This is a genomic window from Streptomyces sp. ME19-01-6 (assembly GCF_033793745.1).
In the GTDB taxonomy this organism is placed as follows: Bacteria; Actinomycetota; Actinomycetes; order Streptomycetales; family Streptomycetaceae; genus Streptomyces.
This window is the reverse complement of record NZ_JARAXF010000005.1, coordinates 278,450-303,972: the sequence shown is the minus strand read 5'-3', so window position 1 is coordinate 303,972 and position 25,523 is coordinate 278,450. Positions and strand designations below refer to the sequence as shown.

Below are 25,523 nucleotides of genomic sequence, written 5' to 3'. Positions count from 1 at the left end.
AAGATAGAACAGGTTCTACAAGAAGGGAACGCCTGCGCGCCCGCCCTTGCGGGCCGCGCCTTCGGCGGTCCGGCGGGGCAGCAGTTCTGAGGGGTCAGCGGTCGAAGTCCAGCTCCACGCGCTCGCCGACGGGGTGCGACTGACAGGCCAGCACATAACCGGCCGCCACCTCGTCCGGCTCCAGCGCGAAGTTCCGGTCCATCCGCACCTCGCCCGAGACCAGGAACGCCCGGCAGGTCCCGCAGACCCCGCCCTTGCAGGCGTATGGCGCGTCCGGGCGGTTGCGCTCCACGGCGTCCAGCAGCGATTCGCCCTCCCGCACCGGCCAGGTGCCCGACCGGCCGTCCAGCGTCGCCGTCACCATGCCGCGGGACGGGGCGGCGGACGGTCCCGGCCCCACGGGGATGCCCTCGCTGTCCCCGGCGTCCACATGGAAGATCTCCTGGTGGATGCGGGGGCGGGCGACCCCGAGGGCGCGCAGCGCCCGCTCGGCGCCGCGCACCATGCCGTACGGCCCGCACAGGAACCAGCCGTCCACCGACTCCACCGGCAGCAGCGCCGGCAGCAGCCCGGTCAGCCGCTCCTCGTCGAGCCGCCCGGAGACCGGCCCGGCCTGTCGCTCCTCCCGGGAGAGGACGCTCACCAGCTGGAACCGGCCTGGCCAGCGGTCCTTCAGATCGGCGGCCTCCTCCAGGAACATCGTGGAGGCGGTGGTGCGGTCAGCGCGGACCAGGCAGAAGCGGGCCTCGGGCTCGCGGGCGAGCAGCGTCGCGGCGATGGACAGGACGGGGGTGATGCCGCTGCCGCCGACCACGGCGGCGAAGTGGCCGGGCCTGGGGTCCAGTACGAACCGGCCGGCCGGGGCCATCACCTCCATGACCTCGCCGACCGCCAGCTCCTTCAGGGCATAGGTCGAGAACTCGCCGCCCTCGACCAGCCGCACCCCGACCCGCAGGGCCGAGGGCCCCTCGGACGCCAGGGCCGGTGTGCAGATCGAGTATGTCCGCCGTATCTGGGTGCCCTCGGCGAACCGCCGCACCGCGATGTGCTGCCCCGGAGAGAAGCGGAAGGTCTCGCGCAGCGCGGGCGGGACCCGCAGGGTGACGGCCACCGAGTCGTCGGTGAGCCGGTCGACCGCGATCACCCGCAGCGGATGGAAGGCGCCGTGGCGGGGCACGGGCGCCGCCACGCCTTCGGCGGCCATCACAACTCCTTGAAGTGGTCGAAGGGTTCGCGGCAGGTCTCGCAGCGGCGCAGCGCCTTGCAGGCGGTGGAGGAGAAGCGGCTGAGCAGCTTGGTGTCGGTCGATCCGCAGTGCGGGCAGCGCACCGCCAGGTCGACGGCGACCGGTCCGCCCGCGGCGCGGGCACCCGGCGGCGCGATGCCGGACTCGGCCAGCTTGCGGCGGCCCTCCGCGCTGATCTCGTCCGTCGACCAGGGCGGGGAGAGGACGGTGTGGACCGTCACCTCGGGTACGCCGTGGTCGTGCAGCACCCGCTCGACGTCCGCGGCCATCGACTCCAGCGCGGGACAGCCGGTGTAGGTGGGGGTCAGCTCGACCTCGACCCGGCCCGGCGCCATGACGCGCAGCGCGCGCAGTACGCCGAGCTCGGCCAGGGTCACCATGGGCAGCTCGGGGTCCGGCACGGCACCCGCCAGCTCGCGCAGCCGGGTCTCGAGCGGGGTCGCGGGTGCGGGCGTCACCATGACGCCCCCGGGTGGCTGCGGTGCAGATGCTGCATCTCGGCCAGCATCCGGCCGAACGGCTCGGTGTGGACGCCCTGCCGGCCGGCGCCGGCCGACCAGGTGCCGCGCCGCGGCCCCTCGGGCACGGCCAGGGTGGCCCGGTCCAGGACGGACGTCACCCGCGCCAGCCATTCGTCGTGCAGGGCGGTCCAGTCGACCTCGCACCCCTCGACCGGCTCGAACAGCTCGCCGGTGAACCGCCACAGCGCCTCCAGGCCGCGCCGCATCCGCTGATGGCTCTCGGCGGTGCCGTCGCCCAGCCGCAGGGTCCAGTGCTCGGCGTGGTCGCGATGGTAGGCGACCTCCTTGACCGCCTTGGCGGCCAGCGGGGCGAAGGGGCTCTCGCCGCGCGCCAGCCGGTCGTACAACAGCTCTTGATAGGTGGAGAAGTACAGCTGGCGGGCGATGGTGTGCGCGAAGTCGCCGTTGGGCTGCTCGACGAGCTGGACATTGCGGAAGGCGCGCTCCTCCCGCAGATAGGCCAGCTCGTCCTCGTCGCCCACCAGGGAGAGCAGCACCCGCGCCTGCCCGAGCAGGTCCAGGGCGATGTTGGCGAGGGCGACCTCCTCCTCCAGGACCGGGGCGTGTCCCGCCCACTCCCCCAGCCGGTGGGAGAGCACCAGGGCGTCGTCGCCGAGGGCGAGTGCGGCGGTCACAGGTGGCGCACCCCCTCGGGGATCTCGTAAAAGGTCGGATGGCGGTAGGGCTTGTCGGCGGCCGGTTCGAAGAACGGGTCCTTCTCGTCCGGCGAGGAGGCGGTGATCCGGTCGGACGGCACGACCCAGATGGAGACGCCCTCGGAGCGGCGGGTGTACAGATCGCGGGCGCTGCGCAGGGCCATCTCGGCGTCCGGCGCGTGCAGGCTGCCGGCGTGGGTGTGGGACAGGCCGCGCCTGCCGCGCACGAACACTTCCCACAGGGGCCACTCACCGCTGGTGCCGCCGCCGCTCATGCTCCGGCCTTTCCGCGCTTGGCCGCATACGCCGCGGCCGCCTCGCGCACCCAGGCGCCTTCCTCATGGGCCTTGCGCCGCTGGGACATGCGCTGGGTGTTGCACGGCCCGTTTCCCCGGAGCACTTCGCGGAACTCCTCCCAGTCGATCGGCCCGAAGTCGTGGTGGCCCCGGTCCTCGTTCCACCTCAGGTCGGGGTCGGGGAGGGTCAGGCCGAGCGCCTCGGCCTGCGGGACGCAGATATCGACGAAGCGCTGGCGGAGCTCGTCGTTCGAATGGCGCTTGATCTTCCAGGCCATGGACTGGGCGGAGTGGGCCGATGCCTCGTCCGGCGGGCCGAACATCATCAGCGAGGGCCACCACCAGCGGTCCACGGCGTCCTGAGCCATCGCGCGCTGGGCCTTCGTGCCCCGGCTCAGGCTCAGCAGCAGCTCGTATCCCTGGCGCTGGTGGAAGGACTCCTCCTTGCAGATCCGGACCATCGCCCGGGCGTACGGCCCGTAGGAGCAGCGGCACAGCGGCACCTGGTTGGTGATCGCCGCGCCGTCCACCAGCCAGCCGATGGCGCCCACATCGGCCCAGGTGAGCGTGGGGTAGTTGAAGATCGAGGAGTACTTCTGGCGGCCGGAGTGGAGCTTGTCGAGCAACTCGTCGCGGCTGGTGCCCAGGGTCTCGGCGGCGCTGTAGAGATACAGGCCGTGTCCCGCCTCGTCCTGGACCTTGGCCATGAGGATGGCCTTGCGGCGCAGCGAGGGCGCCCGGCTGATCCAGTTGGCTTCCGGCTGCATGCCGATGATCTCGGAGTGCGCGTGCTGGGCTATCTGTCTCACCAGCGAGGCGCGGTATTCGTCGGGCATCCAGTCGCGGGGCTCGATGCGCTCGTCAGCGGCCAGAGCGGCGTCGAACACCGTCTGATACGCCCGCGCGTCAGCCGCCATCGTCGTCATGCGAAGCCCCTTCGCCGTCTCGCCGGGGCTGCCGCCCGGCCCGACCGACCGATCGTTCGGTCCAATGGTGTGCCGGGGGAACGTAGGGTGTCAAGCCTGTGGATAACTACGGGGCCTGTGCCCCGCACGCGCTCATCGGTACCGTTCCGGGGCGTAAGGGCCGAGGGAAGCGCGGAAGGCGCGGAGAACGCGGCGGCATGGTGCGCGGCCGGGACCACGGGATCGGGGCGGGAATGGCGGATACGGGGCGAGCCATTACGGGGCGAGCCATGGAGAAAGGGGCGGAAGGCGAGGAAGGGGAGGGGGAGGCGGGAGTGGGGAGGCCGCCGTCGTTGCCCTCGCAGCTCGTCGTGGCGGTGGGCCTCGCGGTGACCGTGGCCGCCGTGGCCGTCCACCTCGGGATGGCCTTCCTGAACGTCTCGCCGCCCAACACTGTCAGCAAGCAGCACGGCCAGGCGATAGACGACTACATATATCCAGAATTCGAACGGAACTGGAAGCTCTTCGCCCCGAACCCCCTGCAGCAGAACATCGCCGTGCAGGTGCGCGCCGAGATCCGCACCCCCGAGGGCGGCACCGCGACCACCAAGTGGCGCGACCTGTCGGCCCAGGACGGCGCGGCCATCAGGCACAACCCGCTGCCCAGCCACACCCAGCAGAACCAGCTGCGCCGCGCCTGGGACTTCTACCTTCTCTCGCATGACGCCCAGGAGCGGCCGAACGGGCTGCGGGGACAGCTCTCGGCGCAGTATCTGCGGCGGCTCGCGATCCTCCGCCTGGGCCTGAAGCAGGACGGCGGCACCGTGCAGCGGATCCAGCTGCGCTCGCTCACCCGGCAGCTGGCCGCGCCGCCGTGGAGCGAGGAGAAGATCGACACCCGGCCCATCCGCCGGGAGCTGCCCTGGTGGACGGTCACCGCCGACGACCTGCCGGAGGCGAAGCGCCGGTGACGACCCCCGCCCTCCCGCCGCAGCCGCCGCAGCCGCCGCTGCCCCCGCACCCTCCCCGCCCTTTCCTGCCCCCGGCGCCGCCCCGCGCCAAGGCCGCCGCCCGCCTCGAGGCCGCCGTCATCCGCGCCCACGCCCGCGTCACCGGATCGGCGCTCGGCCCGTACCAGACCGCCGTCGTGCGCATCGGCTTCTCCTTCACCTGGCTGCTGTTCCTGCTGCGCGAATGGCCCCACCGCCAGGAGCTGTACGGGCCCGAGGGGCCATGGAGCTGGGAGATGGCACACCAGCTCATCGACGGCAACGGCGCCTTCAGCGCGCTCATGTGGTCAAACAGCGGCCTGTGGTTCGAGACCGTCTACGGCCTCGCCATCGTCTCCAGCGCGCTGCTCCTGCTCGGCTGGCGCACCCGCACGATGTCCGTGCTGTTCATGCTCGGGGTGATCTCCCTGCAGAACCGCAGCGTCTTCGTGGGGGACGGCGGCGACAACGTCATCCACCTGATGGCGATGTATCTGACGCTGACCCGGTGCGGGCAGGTGTGGTCCCTGGACGCCCGCCGCGCGGCGCGGCGCGGGCCCGGCGCACCGGTGCCGCGGGACGCTACCGGGATCGTGCTGTGGGCGCTGACCGGGTCGGCCCTGCTCTGGGCGCAGCTGTTCACCGAGGCCCGCCTCGACTGGACGGCCTACGGCCCGCTTCCCGGGGTCGGCTGGGCCACGGCGCTGTGGGGGGTGTGGGCGGTCCACGGCGTCTGGTGGCTCGTCCGGCGCCATGCCCCGGGTGAGCCGCGCACCCTCCTGGGCATCCTCGCCAACCTCGCGCACAACGGCGCGGTGGTGGTGATCATGGGCGAGGTCTGTCTGCTGTATGCCTCAGCCGGCTGGTACAAGGTCCAGGGTTCGCGCTGGCAGGACGGCACCGCGCTCTACTACCCGCTGCACCTGGACTACTTCTCGCCCTGGCCCGCGCTGGCCGATGTGCTCGCCGGCAGCGGCCTCCTGGTCATGGTGCTCACCTACGGCACCGTCATCGTGCAGGTCGCCTTCCCCTTCACGTTGCTGAACCGGCGGGTCAAGAATGTGATGCTCGTCGTGCTGGTGCTGGAGCACCTCGGGATCGCGGTCCTGCTGGGGCTGCCCTTCTTCTCCCTGGCCATGATCGCGGCGGACTCGATCTTCCTCCCGACGAACTTCCTGCGCTGGGTCGGGAGGCGGGCGGACCGGACGCGTAACCGCGTCCGCCGGGCGGGGGAGACCGTCGCGGGCCGACCGTAGGCTGTTGGACATGGGTGACGACGAGGCCGTGACGGCCGTGCGGCGGTGGCGCGAGGCCGCTGGCGGGACCGTGCTGCTGGATGGCTTCCATGCGCTGAAGCACGCGCTCCGGTTCGGCGCCGAGGTGCGGATCGCGGTCACGAGTGACAAGGCCGCCGCGCTCGCTCTCGCGGACGACCTGGCCGAGGACCTGACCGAGGTGGTCGAGGAGCGTCTCGTCGAGGTGTCGGCGAAGACGCTGCGCGACCTTGTGCCGAGGGTCCATCCGACGGGGGTCGCCGCGCTGGCGGTCAGGCGCGATCGGCGGGGGAATCTGGACGAGCTGGCGGGGCCGTCCAGATCGGCGCCGGTCGTGGTGCTGGACAACCCGCGCAACCTGGGGAACGTGGGGGCCGTGGTGCGGCTCGCCGCCGGGTTCGGGGTCGCGGGGGTGGTGACCACGGGCGATATCGACCCCTGGCATCCGAACGCCGTCCGGTCGGGTGCTGGGCTGCACTTCGCCACCGCCGTGGAGCGGCTGGCGAGCGATGACCTTCCGCCGGGGCCGCTGTACGCCCTGGACCCGGAGGGGGAGGACATCCGGTCCGTGGCCATCCCCGATGACGCGCTGCTCGCGTTCGGGTCCGAGCGGCACGGGATCTCGCCGGAGGTGCGCAAGCGGGCCACCAGGCTGGTGGCCCTCCCCATGCGGCCTCAGGTGTCCAGCTACAACCTGGCCACCAGCGTGGCCATGGCGCTGTTCCACTGGGGAGGGCCGGCCCAGCTGTAGCACTACAGCGGGCGGCGGACCTCGACCATGCGGAAGCGGGAGGCCACGAACGCCCCGTCGCACAAGGCGGCGTTGGCCGAAGCGTTGCCACCCGTGCCGTGGAAGTCCGAGAAGGCCGCGGTCTGGTTGACATAGACCCCGCCGGTCAGGTTCAGCGACAGCTGCGCGCACTCCTCCAGACACGCCTCCTCGACCAGCCGCTCGGCGTCCGGGGAGGTGGTGTACGCGCCGACGGTCATCGCGCCCTTGTCCCGGATGGTGCGGCGCAGCAGGTCGACCGCGTCCGCCGTGGAGTCCATGGCCACGGCGAAGGACACCGGGCCGAAACACTCCGATAGGTAAGGCGCCTCCGCGTCGGCCGCCTCCCAGAACTTCCGGGCGCCGTCGGCCTTGACGATCACGGGGGTGCGGACCGTGGCGTCGGGGAAGTCGGGGTGGGCCACCGGGCGGGAGGCGAGGGCGGTCCCGCCGAGGCCGGGGGCGGCCTCCAGCCGCTCCTTGACCCCGGCGTTCACGATCGCGCCGAGCAGGGCGCTCGCCCGCGCGTCGTCGCCCAGCAGCCGCTCGACGGCCGCCGCCAGGTCGGCGACCACCTCGTCGTACGACTTGGGGCCGGTGTCCGTGGCGATGCCGTCGCGGGGGATGAGCAGGTTCTGCGGGGTGGTGCACATCTGGCCGCAGTACAGGGACAAGGAGAAGGCCAGATTGCCCAGCAGGCCCTGGTAGTCGTCGGTGGAGTCGATCACGACCGTGTTGACGCCGGCCTTCTCGGTGAAGACCTGGGCCTGGCGGGCGTGGGTCTCCAGCCAGTCGCCGAAGGCGGTGGAGCCCGTGTAGTCGATGATGCGGATCTCGGGGCGCACCGCGAGGACCTTGGCCAGCCCCTCGTCCGGGTGCTCCGCGGCCAGGGCCACCAGATTCGGGTCGAAGCCGGACTCCCGCAGCACCTCGCGCGCCACCCGGACGGTCAGGGCCAGCGGCAGCACGGCCCGGGGGTGCGGCTTGACCAACACCGGGTTTCCCGTCGCCAGGGAGGCGAACAGGCCCGGGTAGCCATTCCAGGTCGGGAACGTGTTGCACCCGATGACCAGGGCGACGCCGCGGGGGACGGCCGTGAATGCCTTGCGCATCCGCAGCGGGTCGCGCTTGCCCTGCGGCTTGGTCCACTCGGCCGCGGCGGGGGTGCGCGTTTGCTCCGCGAAGGCATAGGCCACCGCCTCCAGGCCGCGGTCCTGGGCATGCGGCCCGCCGGCCTGGAACGCCATCAGATACGCCTGCCCGCTGGTGTGCATGACGGCATGGGCGAACTCGTGCGAGCGGGCGCTGATCCGGGCCAGGATCTCCAGGCAGACCATGGCGCGCGCCTCGGGACCCGCGTCCCGCCAGGCCGGCATCCCGGCCCGCATCGCCGGGAGCAGCACCTCGATGTCCGGGTGCGGATACTCCACCCCCAGCTCGATGCCGTACGGCGAGGTCTCGGTGGCGGTCCAGCCGTCCGCGCCGGGCTGGTCCAGCTCGAAGCGCCGACCGCGGAGGGCGTCGAAGGCCGCCTGGCCCTCGGCGGGGCTCAGGCTTTCCCGCCCGCTCTCGTCGGCCCCTCCGTAAGCCTTCGGGTGCTCGGGGTGCGGCGACCAGTACGCGCGGGTACGGATGGCCTCCAGGGCCTGGTCGAGGGTGGGGCGGTGCTGCTCGGTCAACTGCGCTGTGGTGAGTCCGGCGGTCACGACTGACCAACTCCTCGTCGAGCTGGGATTGAGCTGAGCGGGAGACGACGGCCCGGCCGTCAGAGTTAGAGTAACCGAACGATCGGTCGGGACAAGAGGGCCTGGCGCACCTGTGGATAACTTCGTCCGAGAGGATCAGCGGCATGACTGCGATCGACCGGAGGATCGACCCCGCCGGCACCGTCGCCGTGGTCGGCACCGGCACCATGGGCCAGGGAATCGCGCAGGTCGCGCTGGTCGCCGGGCATCCCGTACGGCTCTATGACGCCGCCCCCGGCCGCGCCGCGCAGGCCGCCGACGCCATCGCCGCCCGCCTGGAGCGGCTGGTCGCCAAGGACCGGCTCGCCCCCGCCGCCCGGGACGCCGCCCTGGGCCGGCTCGCCCCGGTCGCCGGGCTCGCCGGGCTCGCGGACGCCGAGCTGGCGATCGAGGCGATCCTGGAGGACCTGGGCGCCAAGCAGCAGCTGTTCACCGCCCTCGAATCGGTCGTCTCCGACAGCGCTCTGCTCGCCACCAACACCTCCTCCCTGTCCGTCACCGCCGTCGCGGGCGCCCTGCGGCGCCCCGGCCGCCTCCTGGGTCTGCACTTCTTCAACCCCGCGCCCCTGCTGCCGCTGGTCGAGGTGGTCCGCGGCTTCGCCACGGACCAGGCCGCCGCCGACCGGGCGTACGAGACCGTCGCGGCCTGGGGCAAGACCCCGGTGCGCTGCGCCGACACCCCCGGCTTCATCGTCAACCGGATCGCCCGCCCCTTCTACGCCGAGGCCCTCCGCGTCCACGAGGAGGGCGCCGCCGACCCGGCCACCGTCGACGCCGTGCTGCGCGAGTGCGGCGGGTTCGTGATGGGCCCCTTCGAGCTGACCGACCTGATCGGACAGGACGTGAACGAGGCCGTGACCCGCTCCGTGTGGGAGGCGGTGTTCCACGACCCGAAGTTCACCCCGTCCCTCGCCCAGCGGCGGCTCGTCGACGCGGGCCTGTACGGGCGCAAGTCGGGCCGGGGCTGGTACGACCACGCCGAGGGCGCGCCGCCCCCCGAGCCGCACACCGCCGAGCCGTGCCGGGCCCCTTCGACGGTCGTGGTCCACGCGGGATTCGGGCCGGGGTCAGGATCCGGACCGGCGCGGGAACTGCCGCGGCTGATCGAGGAGGCGGGCATCACGGTCACCCGGGAGGACCCGGTCGGCGACGCCCCGTCCGGAGGCTTCATCGCCCTGCCCGACGGCACCCGCCTGACCCTCACCGACGGCTCGTCGGCCACCGCGGGCTCCCCGGTCCCGTGCATCCGGTTCGACCTGGCGCTGGACTACCGCACCGCCACCCGGATCGCCCTCGCCCCCGGCGAGACCGTCTCCCCCGAGGCTCTGCGGGCCGCGATCGGGCTCTTCCAGGCGCTCGGGAAGAAGGTCAGTGTCATCCAGGACGTCCCCGGCATGATCGTGGCCCGCACGGTCGCGATGCTCGCCGACTTCGCCATGGACGCCGCCGCGCGCGGTGTGGCGAGCCCGGAGGACATCGACACCGCGATGCGGCTGGGAGTGAACTACCCACTCGGGCCGCTGCGTTGGGGGAGCGAGCTCGGTGCGCGCTGGGTGCGCGACGTAATGTTGAACCTTCATCAGGCCTATCCCACCGGCCGCTACGCCCCGTCCCAACCGCTGATGCGACGCGCGGTCGCCGAAGAAGAACAGTTCTCATCATGACCATGCCGAAGCGCGACACCTACACCCCCGAATCGCTGCTCGCGGTCGCCGTGGAGGTGTTCAACGAGCGTGGCTACGACGGCACCTCCATGGAGCATCTCTCGCGCGCCGCGGGGATCTCCAAGTCGTCGATCTACCACCACGTCAAAGGCAAGGAAGAGCTGCTGCGGCTGGCCATAAGCCGCGCCCTCGACGGGCTGTTCGGCATCCTCCGGGAGCCGGGCGCGCGCGACGGGCGGGCGGTCGAGCGGCTTGAGCATGTGACCCGGCGCACCACCGAGGTGCTGATGGCGGAGCTGCCGTACGTCACCCTGCTGCTGCGCGTGCGCGGGAACACGGACACCGAGCGGTGGGCCATGGCCCGGCGGCGGGATTTCGACCACGAGGTCGCCGAACTGCTCAAGCAGGCCGTGGCGGACGGGGACCTGCGGCCGGATGTGGACGCCCGGCTGGCGACCCGGCTGCTCTTCGGCATGATCAATTCGATTGTGGAGTGGTACCGGCCGGGCCGGGGCGGGGCCGCGACCACGGACGAGGTGGCCGACGCGGTGGTCCGCACGGCCTTCGCCGGCCTGCGTGTCTGAGGCCCCCTTTTTTTGCGGGCTGGGTTCGCCCGGTCGTCAGAACGCGGAGTCGAGGTCGGTTTCCTCGAAGACCAGCAGCGTCCGCGTGCTCAGCACCTCCGGTATGGCCTGGATGCGGGTGAGGACCAGCTCGCGCAGTGAGCGGTTGTCCTCGGTGTGGACCAGCAGCAGCACATCGAAGTCCCCGCTGACCAGGGCGATGTGAGCGGCCCCCGGAAGCTGTCTGAGTTGTTCGCGGACCGTGCGCCACGAGTTCTGCACGATCTTCAAGGTGATGTACGCCGACGCGCCCTGACCGGCCCGTTCCTGGTCCACCCGGGCGCTGAAGCCGCGGATCACCCCGTCGTCGATGAGGCGGTTGATACGGGCGTAGGCATTGGCGCGCGAGACGTGCACCCGCTCGGCGATAGAGCGTATCGAGGCGCGGCCGTCCGCCCGGAGCATGCGCAGGATGTCGCGGTCGATCGGGTCCAGGGGACGGGCGGGGGGCTTGTCGCCCGGATTGGCCATCTGTTCGCCCCGCATACCGCCCCGCCTCCCCTTCATGGACGTCCTGGCCACATCTCATGCTGTGCCGAACCGTTTGTCCACAGGCTGAGGCCGCCTGTAGCCAAAATGCGTCATCGACCGAACAATCGGTAGGGAGGGGCCTGCCCGCCCCGTCAGCTCTCTGCCCGCAGGAGGTCGCACCATGACGGTCCTTGAGCAGCCCGGTGCCTATCGGCCCACTCCCCCGCCCGCCTGGCAGCCGCGGGTCGACGCCGCGCCGCTGCTGCCCGACGCGGAGCCGTACCGCCTGCTGGGCACCGATGCCGCGGCCGATATCGACCCCGCCCTGCTGACCCGGCTCTACGGAGAGCTGGTGCGCGGCCGCCGGTACAACACGCAGGCCACCGCCCTGACCCGGCAGGGCCGGCTCGCCGTCTACCCCTCCTCCACCGGTCAGGAGGCCTGCCAGGTCGCGGCCGGGCTGGTGCTGCGCGAGCAGGACTGGCTCTTCCCCAGCTACCGCGACACCCTGGCCGCCGTCGTCCGCGGGCTCGACCCGGTGCGGGCCCTCACCCTGCTGCGCGGCGACTGGCACTCCGGCTACGACCCGCGCGACCACCGGGTGGCCCCGCTGTGCACCCCGCTGGCCACCCAGCTGCCGCACGCGGTCGGCCTGGCGCACGCCGCCCACCTCAAGGGGGACGACGTGGTGGCGCTCGCCCTGGTCGGCGACGGCGGCACCAGCGAGGGCGACTTCCACGAGGCGCTCAATTTCGCGGCGGTGTGGCGGGCCCCCGTCGTCTTCCTCATCCAGAACAACGGCTTCGCGATCTCCGTCCCGCTCGCCAAGCAGACCGCCGCCCCCTCCCTCGCCCACAAGGCCGTCGGATACGGCATGCCCGGCCGGCTGGTCGACGGCAATGACGCGGTGGCCGTGCACCAGGTCCTGGGCGAGGCCGTCCGCCGGGCGCGCACGGGCGGCGGCCCCACTTTGGTGGAAGCCGTCACCTACCGCATCGAGGCCCACACCAACGCCGACGACGCCACCCGATACCGCTCGGACGCCGAGGTGGAGGCCTGGCGCGCGCACGACCCCATCACCCTCCTGGAGGAGGCGATGCGCGACCGCGGCCTGCTCGACGACCAGGCCGTACGGGCCGCGCGCGACGCCGCCGAGCGGCTGGCCGCCGATCTGCGCGAGCGGATGCACCAGGACCCGGCCCCGGACCCGATGGACCTCTTCGAGGACGTCTACGCAGAGAAGACCGGCCAGCTGCGCGAGCAGGCGGACTTCCTGCGCGCGGAGCTCGCCGCGGAGGAGGGCGAGCGATGACGACGACCGCGGTCAAGCCCGCCACCATGGCCCAGGCCCTGGGCCGCGCGCTGCGCGACGCGATGGCCGCCGACCCGGCCGTGCACGTCCTCGGCGAGGACGTGGGCACGCTGGGCGGCGTCTTCCGGATCACCGACGGGCTCGCCAAGGAGTTCGGCGACGACCGCTGTACGGACACGCCGCTCGCGGAGGCGGGCATCCTCGGCACCGCCGTCGGCATGGCCATGTACGGGCTGCGGCCCGTCGTCGAGATGCAGTTCGACGCCTTCGCCTACCCGTCCTTCGAGCAGCTCGTCAGCCATGTCTCCCGGATGCGCAACCGCACCCGCGGCGCCCTGCCGATGCCCATCACCGTGCGGGTGCCCTACGGCGGCGGCATCGGCGGCGTGGAGCACCACAGCGACTCCTCCGAGGCGTACTACATGGCGACGCCCGGCCTCCATGTGGTCGCCCCGGCCACCGTCGCCGACGCGTACGGGCTGCTGCGCGCCGCCATCGCCTCCGACGACCCGATCGTCTTCCTCGAACCCAAGCGGCTCTACTGGTCCAAGGCCGAATGGTCCCCCGACCACCCCGAGGAGGTCGCCCCCATCGGCCGCGCCGTGGTGCGGCGCCCGGCCGCCGGCGGGCGGACCGCCACCCTCATCTCGTACGGGCCCTCGGTGCCCGTCTGTCTGGAGGCCGCCGAAGCGGCCTCGGCCGAGGGCTGGGACCTGGAGGTCGTCGACCTGCGGTCGCTGGTGCCCTTCGACGACGAGACGGTGTGCGCCTCCGTCCGCCGGACCGGGCGGGCCGTCGTCGTCCACGAGTCCACGGGCTTCGGCGGCCCCGGCGGGGAGATCGCCGCCCGGATCACCGAGCGCTGCTTCCACCACCTGGAGGCGCCGGTGCTGCGCGTCGCCGGATTCGACATCCCCTATCCGCCGCCGATGCTGGAGCGGCACCATCTGCCCGGCGTGGACCGGGTGCTGGACGCGGTGGCCCGGCTGCAGTGGGAGTCGGAGTGGACCGAGGGGAGGGCGGTGTGATGGCGGAGGTGCGCGAGTTCACCCTGCCCGATCTGGGTGAGGGGCTCACCGGGGCCGAGATCGTGCGCTGGCTGGTGGAGGTCGGCGATGTCGTCGCGGTCGACCAGCCGGTCGTGGAGGTCGAGACCGCCAAGGCGATGGTGGATGTGCCCTGCCCGTACGGCGGGGTGGTGACCGCCCGCTTCGGCGAGGAGGGCACCGAACTGCCGGTCGGGGCGCCGCTGCTGACGGTCGCCGTGCCGACTGCCGGGGGTGGGACGCCGATCGCCGGGGGCGGGTCTGCGGCTGCCGAGGGCGGGTCCGGCAATGTGCTGGTCGGCTATGGCACCTCGGCCCCGGCCGGCCGGCGCCGCCGCGTCCGCCCGGCGCCGCCGACCCCGGCCTCCGGCCCGGCCGACGCGCACCCCGTGCCGCCGGCGGGGCCCGGCTCGGGCGCCGCCGGCGCGGCACGGCCCGCGCCCCGCCCGGTCCCCGTCATCTCGCCGCTCGTCCGGCGGCTGGCCCGGGAGCACGGCCTGGACCTGTGCGAGCTGCGGGGCTCCGGGCCCGACGGGCTGATCCTGCGCGCAGACGTAGAAGAGGCCGTGCGTGCCGCGCGCACCGCACCGGCCGCACAAGCCACACAGGCCCCGCCGGCCGCCGTCGGCGTCGCGCGGACGGCCGCGCGGGAGGCCGACGGGAAGCGCGTCCCGGCGCGGGGCGTGCGCGGCGCCGAGAAGCTGGCCCGCAGCCGGCGGGAGATCCCCGACGCGACGTGCTGGGTGGACGCCGACGCGACCGAGCTGCTCGCCGCCCGAGCGGCCATGAACGCGGCGGGGCCCAAGATCTCCCTGCTCGCCCTCCTGGCCCGCATCTGCACGGCGGCCCTCGCGCGCCACCCCGAGCTGAACTCGACCGTCAGCGAGGGCGAGATCACCCGCTGCTCCGACATCCACCTCGGCTTCGCCGCACAGACCGACCGCGGCCTTGTGGTCCCCGTGGTGCACGACGCGCACGCGCGGGACACGGCCGGGCTGTCCGCCGAGATGACCCGCCTGACCGAGGCCGCCCGCTCCGGCACCCTCACCCCCGCCGAGCTGACCGGAGGCACCTTCACGCTCAACAACTACGGCGTCTTCGGGGTCGACGGCTCGACGCCGATCATCAACCACCCGGAGGCCGCGATGCTCGGCGTCGGCCGGATAGCGGCGAAGCCATGGGTGCACCAGGACCAACTGGCCATACGGCAGGTGGTGCAGCTGTCGCTGACCTTCGACCACCGGGTCTGCGACGGAGGCACCGCGGGCGGCTTCCTGCGCTATGTGGCCGACTGCGTGGAACACCCGGCAGTCCTGCTGCGGTCGGTGTAGTCGCCGCGGCGTGCGGTCGCAGCGGCAAAGGCAGTACTCGGCTGTCACGGGGACATACTCATGGGGTGACCTATGACGCTGTGATCCTGGCCGGAGGCGCCGCCCGGCGGCTGGGCGGCGCCGACAAGCCGGCGCTGCGGGTGGGCGCCCGGCCGCTGCTGGACCGGGTGCTCGACGCCTGCCGGGACGCCGACCGGACCGTCGTCGTCGGCCCGCGCAGACCGACCGCGCGGCCCGTGCACTGGACCCGCGAGGAGCCGCCGGGCGGCGGGCCCCTCACGGCCGTCGACGCCGGGCTGCGCCGGACCACGGCGCCTGTCGTCCTTCTGCTCTCCGCGGATCTGCCGTTCCTCACGGGCGAGACCGTCGGGGCGCTGGTCAAGGGCCTCGGGGAGGCCGAAGGGGTGCTGCTCACCGACTCCGACGGCCGAGAGCAGCCCCTGGTCGCGGCGTACCGGGCCGAGCCGCTGCGCCGGGAGATCGCCGTGCTCGCGGCCGAGCACGGCGGCCTGACCGGGCTGCCCCTGCGGCTGCTCACCGCCGACTTGAAGCTCGGCCGCCTGCACCACCCCACCGCCTCCTTCGACTGCGACACCTGGGAGGACATCACCACCGCCCGCGCACGGATCAGGGAGCATGGACACGTGTTGGACGAATGGATCGCCGCAGTCAAGGCGGAGCTGGGCATCGACCTCGATGTCGACACCGCCGCCCTTCTCGACCTCGCCCGGGACGCCGCGCACGGCGTCGCCAGGCCCGCCGCGCCGCTGACGACCTTCCTCGTCGGCTACGCGGCCGCCCAGCAGGGAGGCGGCCCCGAGGCGCTGGCCGCCGCCACCGGCAAGGCGGCCGCGCTGGCCGCCCGGTGGGCCGAAGAGGCCGAGTCGGCGGGATGACGGACCGGGACCCCCGCGGCGGCGACGCGCTGGACCGCGAGTTCGACGAGGCGCTGGCGCTGGCGAAGGACCAGGGCACGTATCAGCGCCGCCCTGAGGCATGGTCCGAGGGGTCTGAGCCATGGTGGGACCCGGCACCGCAGGACCCGGCCTCCCAGGACCCGGCATCTCCGGGCCGGGCAGCACCGCAGGACCCGGCATCCCGGGACCGGGCACGGGCACGGGCACCCCAGGACCCGGCACCCCAGGACCCGGCACCCCAGGACCCGACACCGCGGCGCGAACGACCCTCCGAAGCCCCCGCCCACCACCGGCCCGCCCACCACCGGCCCGGCACCCCCTGGCCCGACGCCCGCGCGATCGCGGCCCGCGCCCCCCTGAGGGCCGCGGCCAAGGCCGCCCCCGTCCCCCGGCCGCTCCCCGAGGCCCTCGGCCACGTCCTGGCCGCCCCCCTCACCGCCCTCACCGATCTGCCGTCCTTCGACACCTCCGCCATGGACGGCTGGGCCCTCGCCGGCCCCGGCCCCTGGCGGCTCCCCGCCACCGGCCACTCGATCCTGGCCGGCCACGCCGAGACCGACCCGCTCCCCGACGGCCATGCGATCCGCATCGCCACCGGCGCCCGCGTCCCGCCCGGCGCCACCGCCGTGCTGCGCACCGAGCACGGCACCGCCGAGCACGGCACCCCCGGCGACGGCTGGCTGTACGCCGCCCCCGCCCACCCCGTCACCCCCGGCCAGGACATCCGCCCCCGCGGCCAGGAGTGCCGCAGCGGCGATCTGCTGCTCCCCGCGGGCGCCCTGATCACCCCGGTGATACTGGGTCTGGCCGCCGCCGCCGGGTACGACGAGTTGCCGACCGTGCCCCGGCCCCGCGTCGAGATCCTCGTCCTCGGCGACGAGCTGCTGCGGCAGGGCCTCCCCCACGACGGCCGTATCCGCGACGCGCTCGGCCCGATGCTCGCCCCCTGGCTGCGCGCGCTCGGCGCCGAGCCGCTGGCGACCCGCCGTCTGGCCGACGACGCGGAGGCGCTGTACGAGGCCGTGGCCGGATCCACCGCCGATGTCGTCCTGACCACCGGCGGTACGGCCGCCGGCCCCGTCGACCACGTCCACCCCACGCTGCGCCGGCTGGACGCCGAGCTGCTGGTCGACGGGGTGGCGGTGCGCCCCGGCCACCCGATGCTGCTGGCCCGTCTGGCCCCGGACAAGCACCTGGTGGGGCTGCCCGGCAATCCGCTGGCCGCCGTGTCCGGCCTGCTGACCCTCGCCGAGCCGCTGCTGCGGACGCTGACGGGCCGTCCGGTGCCCACCCCCTGCCCGGCCCCGCTGTCCGCCGCCGTCCACGGCCACCCGCGCGACACCCGCCTGGTCCCGGTGGTCTTCCGGGACGACGAGGCGCGTCCGCTCCGCTTCAACGGCCCGGCCATGCTGCGCGGCATCGCCGTCGCGGACGGTCTGGCCGTCATCCCGCCCGGGGGCGCGGACCGGGGCGGCGAGGTCGAGGTCCTGGACCTGCCCTGGGCCACGGCGTGGCCCGGGCCTCAGGAGTAGCCTCGCCGCCATGCATGCGATCACCATCCCCGAACCCGGCGGCCCCGACGCCCTCGTGTGGGCGGAGGTCCCCGACCCCGTACCCGGCGAGGGCGAAGCCCTGATCGAGGTCGTGGCCGGCGGCGTGAACCGCGCCGATCTGCTGCAGCGCCAGGGCCACTACCCCCCGCCCCCGGGCGCCCCCGACTACCCCGGCCTGGAGTGCTCGGGCCGGATCGCGGCGCTGGGCCCCGGCGTCAGCGGCTGGGCGGTGGGCGACGAGGTGTGCGCGCTGCTCGCGGGCGGCGGTTACGCCGAGAAGGTGGCGGTGCCCGCGGGGCAGCTGCTGCCCGTGCCGTCCGGCCTCGACCTGGTCACCGCGGCCGCCCTCCCCGAAGTGACCGCGACCGTCTGGTCGAACGTCTTCATGGTCTCCCACCTGCGGCCGGGCGAGACCCTGCTGGTGCACGGCGGCTCCAGCGGCATCGGCACCATGGCGATCCAGCTCGCGAAGGCGGTCGGCGCGCGGGTCGCGGTCACGGCGGGCAGCGCGGAGAAGCTGGCGGCCTGCCGTGAGCTGGGCGCCGACATCCTGATCGACTACCACGAGCAGGACTTCGCCGAGGAGGTGCGCGCGGCCACCGAGGGCGCCGGAGCGGATGTGATCCTGGACATCGTCGGCGCGAAGTACCTCGCCCGGAACGTGGCCGCGCTCGCCACCAACGGACGGCTGGCGATCATCGGCCTGCAGGGCGGCGCGAAGGCCGAGCTGAACCTCGGCGCGCTGCTGGCCAAGCGCGGCGCCGTCACGGCCACCAGCCTGCGCGCCCGCCCCCTCACCGAAAAGGCGGCGATCGTCGCGGCGGTGCGCGAGCACGTCTGGCCCCTCGTCGAGAGCGGCCGGGTGCGCCCGATCGTCGACCGTACGATCCCGCTGCGCGAGGCGGCCGAGGCCCACCGCGTGCTCGAGCGGAGCGGCCACGTCGGCAAGGTGCTGCTGACGGTCTGAGGCGGCTGGATGGTCTAAGCCCTGGGCGGCCCCGGGTGCCGTGCCCATGCCGTCGTGTGACGCTGAATCCGTCATGCGACGGCTCGGCACGGGAGGGTGACGACCGTGAGACCTGCGCTGCGTACGCTGCGTACGCTGCCGGCGGTGCTGGTGATGGCCGGTGTGGGGCTGCTGGCCGCCCCCGCCGTGGCGCGCGGCGACGACAACGACGAGCTGGCGGGGACCCGGGCCGGAGAGGGCCGGGCGCACCCCGGGCGCACCGAGAAGCCCGGTGCCGTACCGCCCGCCGGGTCGGTCGGGCCCGCGCCCTCGCGGCGGGCCCGCGAGGACACGGGACAGCGGCGGGAGGGGCAGCGGCGGGAGGGGCAGCGCAAGGGGGGCCAGAGGACGCAGACGCAGCGGCCGCAGGACTCGTACGGCGACGCGTACGACTCCACCGACTCCGCCGACCCCGCCGACTCCGCGCAGACCGACGCCGTGCCCACCGGACGGGCGCTGCGCGTGCTGCCGCTGGGCACCGGCCTGGCCCTGATGGGGCTCGGCCTCGGGCTGGCGTTCCTCGGCCTGCGGCTGCGCCGCCCCTGAGGCCGCAACCCGAGAGTCGACGAAGGCGTCCGAGAACGGAGCCGAATCCTGACCACCCTCCCCCTCCCTACGGTCGCGCGTGCGGAACAATGGGGGTTATGAACCAGCCGATGAACGAACGATCGCAGGAGAGCCCGCACGTCCTCATCGTCGGTCCGGACGGCATGGCCCTCGGGAGCGCCATTTCTGGCGACAGCGGTGACGACGAGTCGCGCGAGGTTCCCGTGACGGACATGGTCGAACAGCCCGCCAAGGTCATGCGCATCGGCAGCATGATCAAGCAGCTTCTGGAGGAAGTCCGCGCGGCGCCTCTCGACGAGGCCAGCCGGGTCCGCCTCAAGGAGATCCACTCCAGCTCGGTGAAGGAGCTGGAGGACGGCCTCGCGCCCGAGCTGATCGGCGAGCTGGAGCGCCTCTCCCTCCCCTTCACCGACGAGGCGGTCCCGACCGAGGCCGAGCTGCGGATCGCCCAGGCCCAGCTGGTCGGCTGGCTCGAGGGCTTGTTCCACGGCATTCAGACGACGCTGTTCGCCCAGCAGATGGCGGCGCGCGCGCAGCTGGAGCAGATGCGCCGGGCCCTGCCGCCGGGCATCGGCGGCGAGGACGGGGAGGGCGGGCCGCAGCACGGCGGCGCCCGTTCGGGCCCGTACCTTTAGCCGCCGGCTTTACTTCTCCTTCCCTTGCCTACGGCGGGCCGTCCCTTACCTACGGCGGGCCGTCCCCGGGATTCATGAGTCTTTGGGGGCGGCCCGCCGCCGTCTTGCCCCGGCACCCGCGAAATGGCCCATCGCCTCGCCCCCGGATTGTCCCCTGACAGTGGTCCGGTCGCTGCCTAACCTGGCCTGGTCGTTGATCAGCCCAGAGCAGAGAGAGGTCTGCCACCATGCGCATCTTCGTCGCGGGAGCCACGGGCGCCGTCGGCCGCCGCCTCGTCCCGATTCTCGTCGCGGCGGGGCACGAGGTCACCGGTGGTACGCGCACCCCGGAAGGAGCGGAGCGGCTGCGCGCGCTGGGGGCCTCGGCCGCACGCGCCGACGTCTTCGACGCCGACAGCGTGTACCGGGCCGTCGCGGCCGCCGCCCCCGAGGCGGTCATCCACCAGCTGACCGACCTGGCGAACGGCGACCGCGCCGCGAACGGGCGGATCCGCAGGGAGGGCACCCGCCATCTCGTCGACGCCGCCAAGCGCGCCGGGGTCACGCGCATCGTCGCCCAGTCCATCTCCTGGGCCTACGCACCCGGCGACGTCCCGGCCGACGAGTCCACCCCGCTCGACGTGGCGGCGGAGCCGCCGCGGGCCGGGATGGTCGGCAGTCTGCGGGCGCTGGAGGAGGCGGCCGCGGAGATCGAGACGCATGTCGTACTGCGCTACGGGACCTTCTACGGCCCCGGGACCTGGTACGCGCGGGGCGGGCCGCTGGAGGCCGCGCTGCGCGGCGAGCAGGCGGCGGGGGATCCGGTGGCGGCGCTGATCGGTCCGGTCGTGGCGGGCGACGCGGTCAGCTCGTTCGTCCATGTCGAGGACGCCGCCCGCGCAGCGGCGGCCGCGCTGGACTGGCCGAGCGGCCCGGTCAACATCGTGGACGACGAACCCGCGCCGGCCCGCGTGTGGCTGCCGGCGTTCGCGGCCGCGGTGGGCGCGCCGGCGCCCGTCCCCGCCGCGCACGGCGGCCGGGAGGGCTGGGAGCGGGGGGCCGACAACACCTTCGCCCGTCGCCGACTCGGCTGGCGGCCGCTCCACCCGACCTGGCGGACGGGCTTCACGGCGCTGTGAGCCGGCGCAACGCAAAAGGCCGGGGCCCGGCGGATGCCGGGCCCCGGCCTGAGCACAGAACCTGGGATACAGAACCTGAGATGAGGAAGGGCTCAGCCCGGCAGCCCGGTGGAGACCGTCAGCTCGATGGTGTCGGTCTTCGGGTCGTACGGCTCGTAGTTGCGGTACGTGTAGTTGAGGACGGTGCCCTTGCCCCACAGGTTCTCGTCCTCGGTGGTCACGCTGTACTTCCAGCCCGCATCCCGGATGCACTTCTTCACCGAGTCGATGTAGATGTTCTGGAAGTCGGGCACGTTGTAGGCGCCCTTCTGCTCGTACGACTCCGACGCGTCGGTGCACTTCTCCGGGTCGATGATCTTGGTCTTGTCGCCCATGCGGAACCCGGACGGAGTCGAGGACGCCGTGGCGGTCTTGGTGTCCTTGCCGTCGCCGCCCGCCTGCTCGTCCGTGGACCCGCCGCTGAGGGCGATCACCAGGATCACGGCGACGACCGCGATCGCCGCGACGACCGCCGAGCCGATGATCACGCGCTTGTTGCCGTTGTCGCCGCCCTGGCCGCCGCCCGAGGGCGGGGCCGAGGCGGGCGAGACGGTGTACGGCGGCGGGGTGTTGGCGCCGCCCTGCGCCGCGTACGGCGCGGGGGTCGGCGCCGGGGTGTGGTAGCCCTGCTGGGCCACCGGCTGGGTGGGCGGCGGCGGGGTGGAGGGGCCGAACCCGCCGAACCCGCCGGAGTTCTGCGGCTGGTACGGGGTCTGGACGCTCCCGAGGCCGGGCCCGGGGGGCTGCTGGTTGACCGGCGGGAAGACCGCCGCGCCCACGCCGGAGCCGCTGCGGGCCGGCGGGCCGCCGCTGATGATGATGGGGGAGGCGCCGGTCTGGCCGGTGCGCGAGACGCGGGCGCACTCGTCGCGCATCGCCTCGGCGGTGGGGAACCGCTCGTTCGGATTCTTCTTCAGGGTGCGGGCGACCAGCGCGTCCACCGCCGGGGGGATGGACTGGTTGATCGAGGAGGGAGCGACCGGCTCCTCCTGGACGTGCGCGTACGCGATGGCGAGCGGCGAGTCCGCGTCGAACGGCAGCCGGCCCGTCAGCAGCTCGAAGAGCATGATGCCGACGGAGTACAGGTCGCTGCGGGCGTCCACGCCGCGGCCGAGGGCCTGCTCGGGCGAGAGGTACTGCGGGGTGCCGACGACCATGCCGGTCTGGGTCATGGAGGTGACCCCGGACTGCATGGCGCGGGCGATGCCGAAGTCCATGACTTTGACCACATTACGCTTGGTCATCATCACGTTACCGGGCTTGATGTCGCGGTGGACCAGCCCCATCTCGTGGCTGATCTCCAGCGCGGCCAGCACGTCGGCGGTGATTTTCAGCGCTTTTTCCGTGGGCATCGCGCCGTACTGCCGCACATCGGCGTCGAGGACGGCGCGCAGCGGCAGCCCCTCGACGTACTCCATGACGATGTACGGCATCACGGCGCCGTCGATCGTGTCCTCGCCGGTGTCGAAGACGGAGACGATGTTGGTGTGGGTCAGCTTGGCGACCGACTGGGCCTCGCGGCGGAAGCGCTCGCGAAAGGACTGCTCGCGGCCCAGTTCGGAGTGCAGGGTCTTGATCGCTACCTGGCGGTCGAGGACGCTGTCGTAGGCCAGGTGAACGGAGGCCATGCCTCCCTCGCCGAGCAGGTCCCGCAGTTGATAGCGGCCGCCGGCGAGCGACTTCCCCTCGTAGCGGCCCGGTGCGCCCTGCTGGCTCATTTCTTACGTCCCCCTCGGCGCACTCACTATCTTGACGCGCACGATCTGACCCATTGATCTTCTTGTCGATACCCTGGCCCAGTCTGCCCCAGGCCGGGGGCACGTCAAGCGACGTGCCCGTTCCGTGACCGGATGCGCAAGAACCCGTCACGCGATTTGCATGCCCTCCACTACAACAGGTTGGATGGCCGGTCCATCAGGAACCGATGCGCGGCACGAACCCTGTAGCGTGCCCTAGCAGGAAACCGTACCGCCCGCGAGCGGGGCGATCACGACAGACCCCCACCCAGATGAGACGGCGAGGACCGATGGCACCGACCCAGAGCGCCCAGGGGCCCTCCGAACCTGACGCCACCGGGTCCGGATTGTCGGACTCTCCGGAGGCGTGGGGTAACGGCGGGCTGGTCGGCGACGGCCGCTACCGGCTCACCGGCCGCCTCGGCCGCGGCGGTATGGCCGAGGTGTTCGCCGCCGAGGACGTGCGGCTCGGCCGTACGGTCGCGGTGAAGCTGCTCCGCGCCGACCTGGCGGAGGACCCGGTCTCCAAGGCCCGCTTCACCCGCGAGGCCCAGTCGGTCGCCGGGCTCAACCACCACGCCGTCGTCGCGGTCTACGACTCCGGCGAGGACGTCGTCGGCCATGCCGGGTCCATGCAGAGCACCGTGCCGTACATCGTCATGGAGCTGGTCGAGGGCCGTACGATCCGCGATCTTCTGGTCAACGCCGAGGCGCCGCCGCCCGACCAGGCGATGATCATCGTCTCGGGGGTGCTGGAGGCGCTGGCCTACAGCCACCAGCACGGCATCGTGCACCGTGACATCAAGCCGGCGAACGTGATCATCACCCACAGCGGCGCCGTCAAGGTGATGGACTTCGGCATCGCCCGCGCCCTGCACGGGGCCGCCTCCACGATGACCCAGACCGGCATGGTCATGGGCACCCCGCAGTACCTCTCGCCGGAGCAGGCCCTCGGCAAGGCCGTCGACCACCGCTCCGACCTGTACGCCACCGGCTGTCTGCTCTACGAGCTGCTCGCGCTGCGCCCGCCGTTCGTCGGCGAGACCCCGCTGTCGGTGGTCTACCAGCACGTTCAGGACATGCCGGTGCCGCCGTCTGAGGTCTCCGGCGGCGTGGTGCCGCCGGAGCTCGACGGGCTGGTGATGCGCTCGCTGGCCAAGGACCCGGACGACCGGTTCCAGAGCGCCGAGGAGATGCGCGGCCTGGTTCAGTACGCCCTGCAGATGCTGATCGACGCGGGCGGCCACACCGGCACCTGGAACACCGGCCCGGTCATCCAGCACCTGGGCGGTTCCACGGGTGCCATGGGCATGGCCGGCACCACCGCCCTGCCCCACCCCGGGCACGGCGACACCAGCCAGCAGCCGATCCTGGGGGGCCGGCACCACGACGATGCTGCCGGCGGCTACGACGGCGGGTACGACAACGGTTCCGGCGGCCGCGGCAAGCTGTGGCTGCTCGCCGTGCTCGCGATGATCGCCATCGCGGCCGGGGTCGCGTTCGCGTTGAACTACGGCGGCGGAAACGACGACAAGAAGCAGCCGGCCACGGTGGAGACGTCGACCACGCAGTCGCCCACCGAAGAGCCGACCGAGAAGCCGACGGACACGCCGACGGAGACCAGCTCGCCCACGGAGACCTCCGGGGACACGGGCGGCGTGACCGGCTCCGCGGAGCCTTCGTCGCCCACGTACACCGAGCCCACGACGACGCCCCCGACGGACACGCAGACCGACGAGCCGACCGACGAGCCGACCGACGAGCCGACCACCCCGGGTGGCGGCGGGGAGACCACCCCGCCGACGACTCCGCCGACGACGCCCCCGGCCACCGGCCCCACGGAACCGACCGGTGGGGGTGACGGGCTGACCGGCTGACCGGGACGTTCGGAGATTCAAGCGGGGCGCGCCTTTGCGAAGGCGCGCCCCGTCGCGTACGCCCGTGCCAGGGGTGAGTGCCAGGAGTCAGCGGTGTCAGCCGCAGAAGGCGTCGCGGACCGCCTCGTACTCCCGCGTCCACCACACCGCCAGGGCCGCCGCCGCGGGGAACAGCGGATCGGCGCGCCGGTCCCCGTCCTGGTAGCGCCAGCGCAGCATCCAGAAGTCGTTGAGCCGCTCCCACCACACCCGGTGCACGGCCGCCGCCATCTCGGCGGGCCCGGCGCCCGTCGCATCGCGGTAGGCCCGGGCGTACGGCCGCACCTTGTCCAGCTCCAGCGGGCCGCCCGGCCGTACGAAGAAGATCGCGGCGGCGCGGACCGCCTCCTCGGCGCGGGGCTGCACTCCGAGCCGGTCCCAGTCGACGATCGCGGCGGGTTCCGTGTCGCGGTAGAGAAGGTTCAGCGGGTGGAAGTCGCCGTGGACCCAGCCGGTGGCCGGAATGGCGTCGGCCTCCGGGCGGCGGTGCGCGTGCCGCTCCAGCAGTGCGCGCCGTTCGACCAGGCGGTGCTCGGCGAGTTCGTCGAAGGGGTCGCGCCGGCGGCGGCCGCGGGCGAGGGTGAGCAGCCGGTCGATGAGCGCGAAGGTGTACTCGGGGTCGGCCGAGGCCTCGGGGGGCCGGCGGTCGGCCGCGCGGGCCACCACGACTTGCTCCAGACAGGTGTGGACGAGCCCGAGCAGCCCGCCGAGCCGCCACGACTGGGGGGCGGTCAGCTCGCCGCCGACCCGGTGCCGCCCGTCGACCCAGGGGTGCAGGGCGTAGCAGCGGCCGCCGATGACCGCGACGGTGCGGCCGTCGGCGTCGGGGACGGGCGGGGCGACGGGCACCCCGAGCCCCTCCAGCTCCTTGGTCACACGGTGCTGGCGGTCGATGGCGGCGCGGTCCCCGTCCAGGTGGTGTTTGAGGAAGAACCGGCCGCGGGTGGTGGCCAGGCGGTAGCCGCGGTTGAGCAGGCCCTCGGCGACGCGCTCGCAGGACACCGCCTCGCCGGGGCCGTCGTAGCGGCGCAACAGCGCGCTCAGGGTTTCCCCGTCGGGAGCGGTCTCGGCGGAGGTTACATGTGAGCGCGGCACGCGCCAGATGTTAGATCAACGAGCGCGGGCGGCACGGCGCGAGTTGACGCGAGGGTCCGCTCAATGCTTCCGGGGCTGTGCTTCCGGCCAGTG

At 73.3% G+C, this 25,523-nt stretch carries 24 protein-coding genes; 15 read left to right on the top strand and 9 right to left on the bottom strand.

Features of this window, described 5'->3' with window-relative positions; translation table 11 throughout:
- Positions 1-94: 94 nt before the first annotated feature.
- Genes PV419_RS14775 through paaA form a run of 5 tightly spaced genes read right to left on the bottom strand, consistent with a single transcriptional unit; the run spans position 95 to position 3,645 of the window.
- Positions 95-1,204 (bottom strand): 2Fe-2S iron-sulfur cluster-binding protein, encoded by a 1,110-nt coding sequence (locus PV419_RS14775; protein WP_319688724.1) that lies wholly within the window; start codon positions 1,202-1,204, stop codon positions 95-97.
- The gene (gene paaD / locus PV419_RS14770) at positions 1,204-1,707 is read right to left on the bottom strand and encodes a 1,2-phenylacetyl-CoA epoxidase subunit PaaD (protein ID WP_319688722.1); all 504 of its coding nucleotides are present in this window, start codon (positions 1,705-1,707) and stop codon (positions 1,204-1,206) included. The genes PV419_RS14775 and paaD overlap by 1 nt, the downstream gene beginning before the upstream one ends.
- Entirely contained in the window at positions 1,701-2,402 is a 702-nt protein-coding gene (gene paaC / locus PV419_RS14765) for a 1,2-phenylacetyl-CoA epoxidase subunit PaaC (RefSeq protein ID WP_319688720.1), read from the bottom strand. The genes paaD and paaC overlap by 7 nt, the downstream gene beginning before the upstream one ends.
- Positions 2,399-2,698 carry a 1,2-phenylacetyl-CoA epoxidase subunit PaaB gene (gene paaB, locus PV419_RS14760; protein ID WP_319688718.1) on the bottom strand — a complete coding sequence of 100 codons (300 nt, stop codon included), beginning with the start codon at positions 2,696-2,698 and terminating at the stop codon, positions 2,399-2,401. Before paaB ends, paaC begins: the two co-directional genes overlap by 4 nt.
- On the bottom strand, positions 2,695-3,645 hold the full coding sequence (gene paaA, locus PV419_RS14755) for a 1,2-phenylacetyl-CoA epoxidase subunit PaaA (protein WP_319688716.1): 951 nt from the start codon (positions 3,643-3,645) through the stop codon (positions 2,695-2,697). The genes paaB and paaA overlap by 4 nt, the downstream gene beginning before the upstream one ends.
- Before the next feature lie 332 nt (positions 3,646-3,977).
- On the opposite strand from paaA, the gene PV419_RS14750 reads away from it, so the two are divergent.
- From PV419_RS14750 to PV419_RS14740, 3 genes are read left to right on the top strand one after another with little or no spacing between them, the layout of a single operon-like run.
- Positions 3,978-4,595, top strand: a complete 618-nt coding sequence (locus PV419_RS14750) for a DUF5819 family protein (protein ID WP_319688714.1) — start codon at positions 3,978-3,980, stop codon at positions 4,593-4,595.
- Positions 4,592-5,869, top strand: coding sequence for an HTTM domain-containing protein (locus PV419_RS14745; RefSeq protein ID WP_319688712.1), 1,278 nt, complete (start codon positions 4,592-4,594; stop codon positions 5,867-5,869). The genes PV419_RS14750 and PV419_RS14745 overlap by 4 nt, the downstream gene beginning before the upstream one ends.
- 10 nt (positions 5,870-5,879) lie before the next feature.
- Complete coding sequence (locus tag PV419_RS14740) at positions 5,880-6,638, top strand: TrmH family RNA methyltransferase (RefSeq protein ID WP_319688710.1); 759 nt, start codon at positions 5,880-5,882, stop codon at positions 6,636-6,638.
- Positions 6,639-6,640: 2 nt separating this feature from the next.
- Here the strand turns inward: PV419_RS14740 and paaN are convergent, their stop codons facing one another.
- A complete protein-coding gene (paaN, locus tag PV419_RS14735; RefSeq protein WP_319688708.1) occupies positions 6,641-8,362 on the bottom strand; it encodes a phenylacetic acid degradation protein PaaN in 1,722 nt (573 codons plus the stop codon).
- 143 nt (positions 8,363-8,505) lie between these two features.
- Here paaN and PV419_RS14730 point away from each other — a divergent pair, with 143 nt between their 5' ends.
- A complete protein-coding gene (locus tag PV419_RS14730; RefSeq protein WP_319688706.1) occupies positions 8,506-10,065 on the top strand; it encodes a 3-hydroxyacyl-CoA dehydrogenase in 1,560 nt (519 codons plus the stop codon).
- Positions 10,062-10,649 (top strand): TetR/AcrR family transcriptional regulator, encoded by a 588-nt coding sequence (locus tag PV419_RS14725; protein ID WP_319688705.1) that lies wholly within the window; start codon positions 10,062-10,064, stop codon positions 10,647-10,649. Before PV419_RS14730 ends, PV419_RS14725 begins: the two co-directional genes overlap by 4 nt.
- Positions 10,650-10,685: 36 nt before the next feature.
- Here PV419_RS14725 and PV419_RS14720 read toward each other — a convergent pair whose 3' ends face one another.
- Positions 10,686-11,174 (bottom strand): Lrp/AsnC family transcriptional regulator, encoded by a 489-nt coding sequence (locus PV419_RS14720; RefSeq protein ID WP_319688703.1) that lies wholly within the window; start codon positions 11,172-11,174, stop codon positions 10,686-10,688.
- Between the two features lie 166 nt (positions 11,175-11,340).
- Between PV419_RS14720 and pdhA the strand changes: the two genes are divergently transcribed.
- The 9 genes from pdhA to PV419_RS14675 all read left to right on the top strand — a co-directional run bounded on the left by pdhA (position 11,341) and on the right by PV419_RS14675 (position 20,644).
- A complete protein-coding gene (gene pdhA, locus PV419_RS14715; RefSeq protein WP_319688701.1) occupies positions 11,341-12,471 on the top strand; it encodes a pyruvate dehydrogenase (acetyl-transferring) E1 component subunit alpha in 1,131 nt (376 codons plus the stop codon).
- Positions 12,468-13,499, top strand: coding sequence for an alpha-ketoacid dehydrogenase subunit beta (locus tag PV419_RS14710; protein WP_319688699.1), 1,032 nt, complete (start codon positions 12,468-12,470; stop codon positions 13,497-13,499). Before pdhA ends, PV419_RS14710 begins: the two co-directional genes overlap by 4 nt.
- Entirely contained in the window at positions 13,499-14,848 is a 1,350-nt protein-coding gene (locus tag PV419_RS14705) for a dihydrolipoamide acetyltransferase family protein (RefSeq protein ID WP_319688698.1), read from the top strand. Before PV419_RS14710 ends, PV419_RS14705 begins: the two co-directional genes overlap by 1 nt.
- A gap of 65 nt (positions 14,849-14,913) precedes the next feature.
- On the top strand, positions 14,914-15,744 hold the full coding sequence (locus tag PV419_RS14700) for an NTP transferase domain-containing protein (protein WP_319688696.1): 831 nt from the start codon (positions 14,914-14,916) through the stop codon (positions 15,742-15,744).
- Entirely contained in the window at positions 15,741-17,297 is a 1,557-nt protein-coding gene (locus PV419_RS14695; RefSeq protein WP_319688695.1) for a molybdopterin molybdotransferase MoeA, read from the top strand. Before PV419_RS14700 ends, PV419_RS14695 begins: the two co-directional genes overlap by 4 nt.
- 10 nt (positions 17,298-17,307) lie before the next feature.
- Positions 17,308-18,285 (top strand): NAD(P)H-quinone oxidoreductase, encoded by a 978-nt coding sequence (locus tag PV419_RS14690; RefSeq protein ID WP_319688693.1) that lies wholly within the window; start codon positions 17,308-17,310, stop codon positions 18,283-18,285.
- 105 nt (positions 18,286-18,390) lie between these two features.
- Positions 18,391-18,870 carry a hypothetical protein gene (locus PV419_RS14685; RefSeq protein ID WP_319688691.1) on the top strand — a complete coding sequence of 160 codons (480 nt, stop codon included), beginning with the start codon at positions 18,391-18,393 and terminating at the stop codon, positions 18,868-18,870.
- A 98-nt stretch (positions 18,871-18,968) separates the two neighbouring features.
- Positions 18,969-19,526 carry a bacterial proteasome activator family protein gene (locus tag PV419_RS14680; RefSeq protein ID WP_319688689.1) on the top strand — a complete coding sequence of 186 codons (558 nt, stop codon included), beginning with the start codon at positions 18,969-18,971 and terminating at the stop codon, positions 19,524-19,526.
- A gap of 227 nt (positions 19,527-19,753) precedes the next feature.
- Positions 19,754-20,644: an NAD(P)-dependent oxidoreductase gene (locus PV419_RS14675; RefSeq protein ID WP_319688687.1), complete on the top strand. Its 891-nt coding sequence runs from the start codon at positions 19,754-19,756 to the stop codon at positions 20,642-20,644.
- Positions 20,645-20,736: 92 nt separating this feature from the next.
- On the opposite strand, the gene PV419_RS14670 is transcribed toward PV419_RS14675, so the two are convergent.
- Entirely contained in the window at positions 20,737-22,401 is a 1,665-nt protein-coding gene (locus tag PV419_RS14670; RefSeq protein ID WP_319688685.1) for a protein kinase domain-containing protein, read from the bottom strand.
- Between the two features lie 308 nt (positions 22,402-22,709).
- Here PV419_RS14670 and PV419_RS14665 point away from each other — a divergent pair, with 308 nt between their 5' ends.
- Positions 22,710-24,296 carry a protein kinase domain-containing protein gene (locus PV419_RS14665; RefSeq protein WP_319688684.1) on the top strand — a complete coding sequence of 529 codons (1,587 nt, stop codon included), beginning with the start codon at positions 22,710-22,712 and terminating at the stop codon, positions 24,294-24,296.
- Between the two features lie 96 nt (positions 24,297-24,392).
- On the opposite strand, the gene PV419_RS14660 is transcribed toward PV419_RS14665, so the two are convergent.
- A complete protein-coding gene (locus PV419_RS14660; protein WP_319688682.1) occupies positions 24,393-25,430 on the bottom strand; it encodes a phosphotransferase in 1,038 nt (345 codons plus the stop codon).
- Between the last annotated feature and the right edge of the window lie 93 nt (positions 25,431-25,523).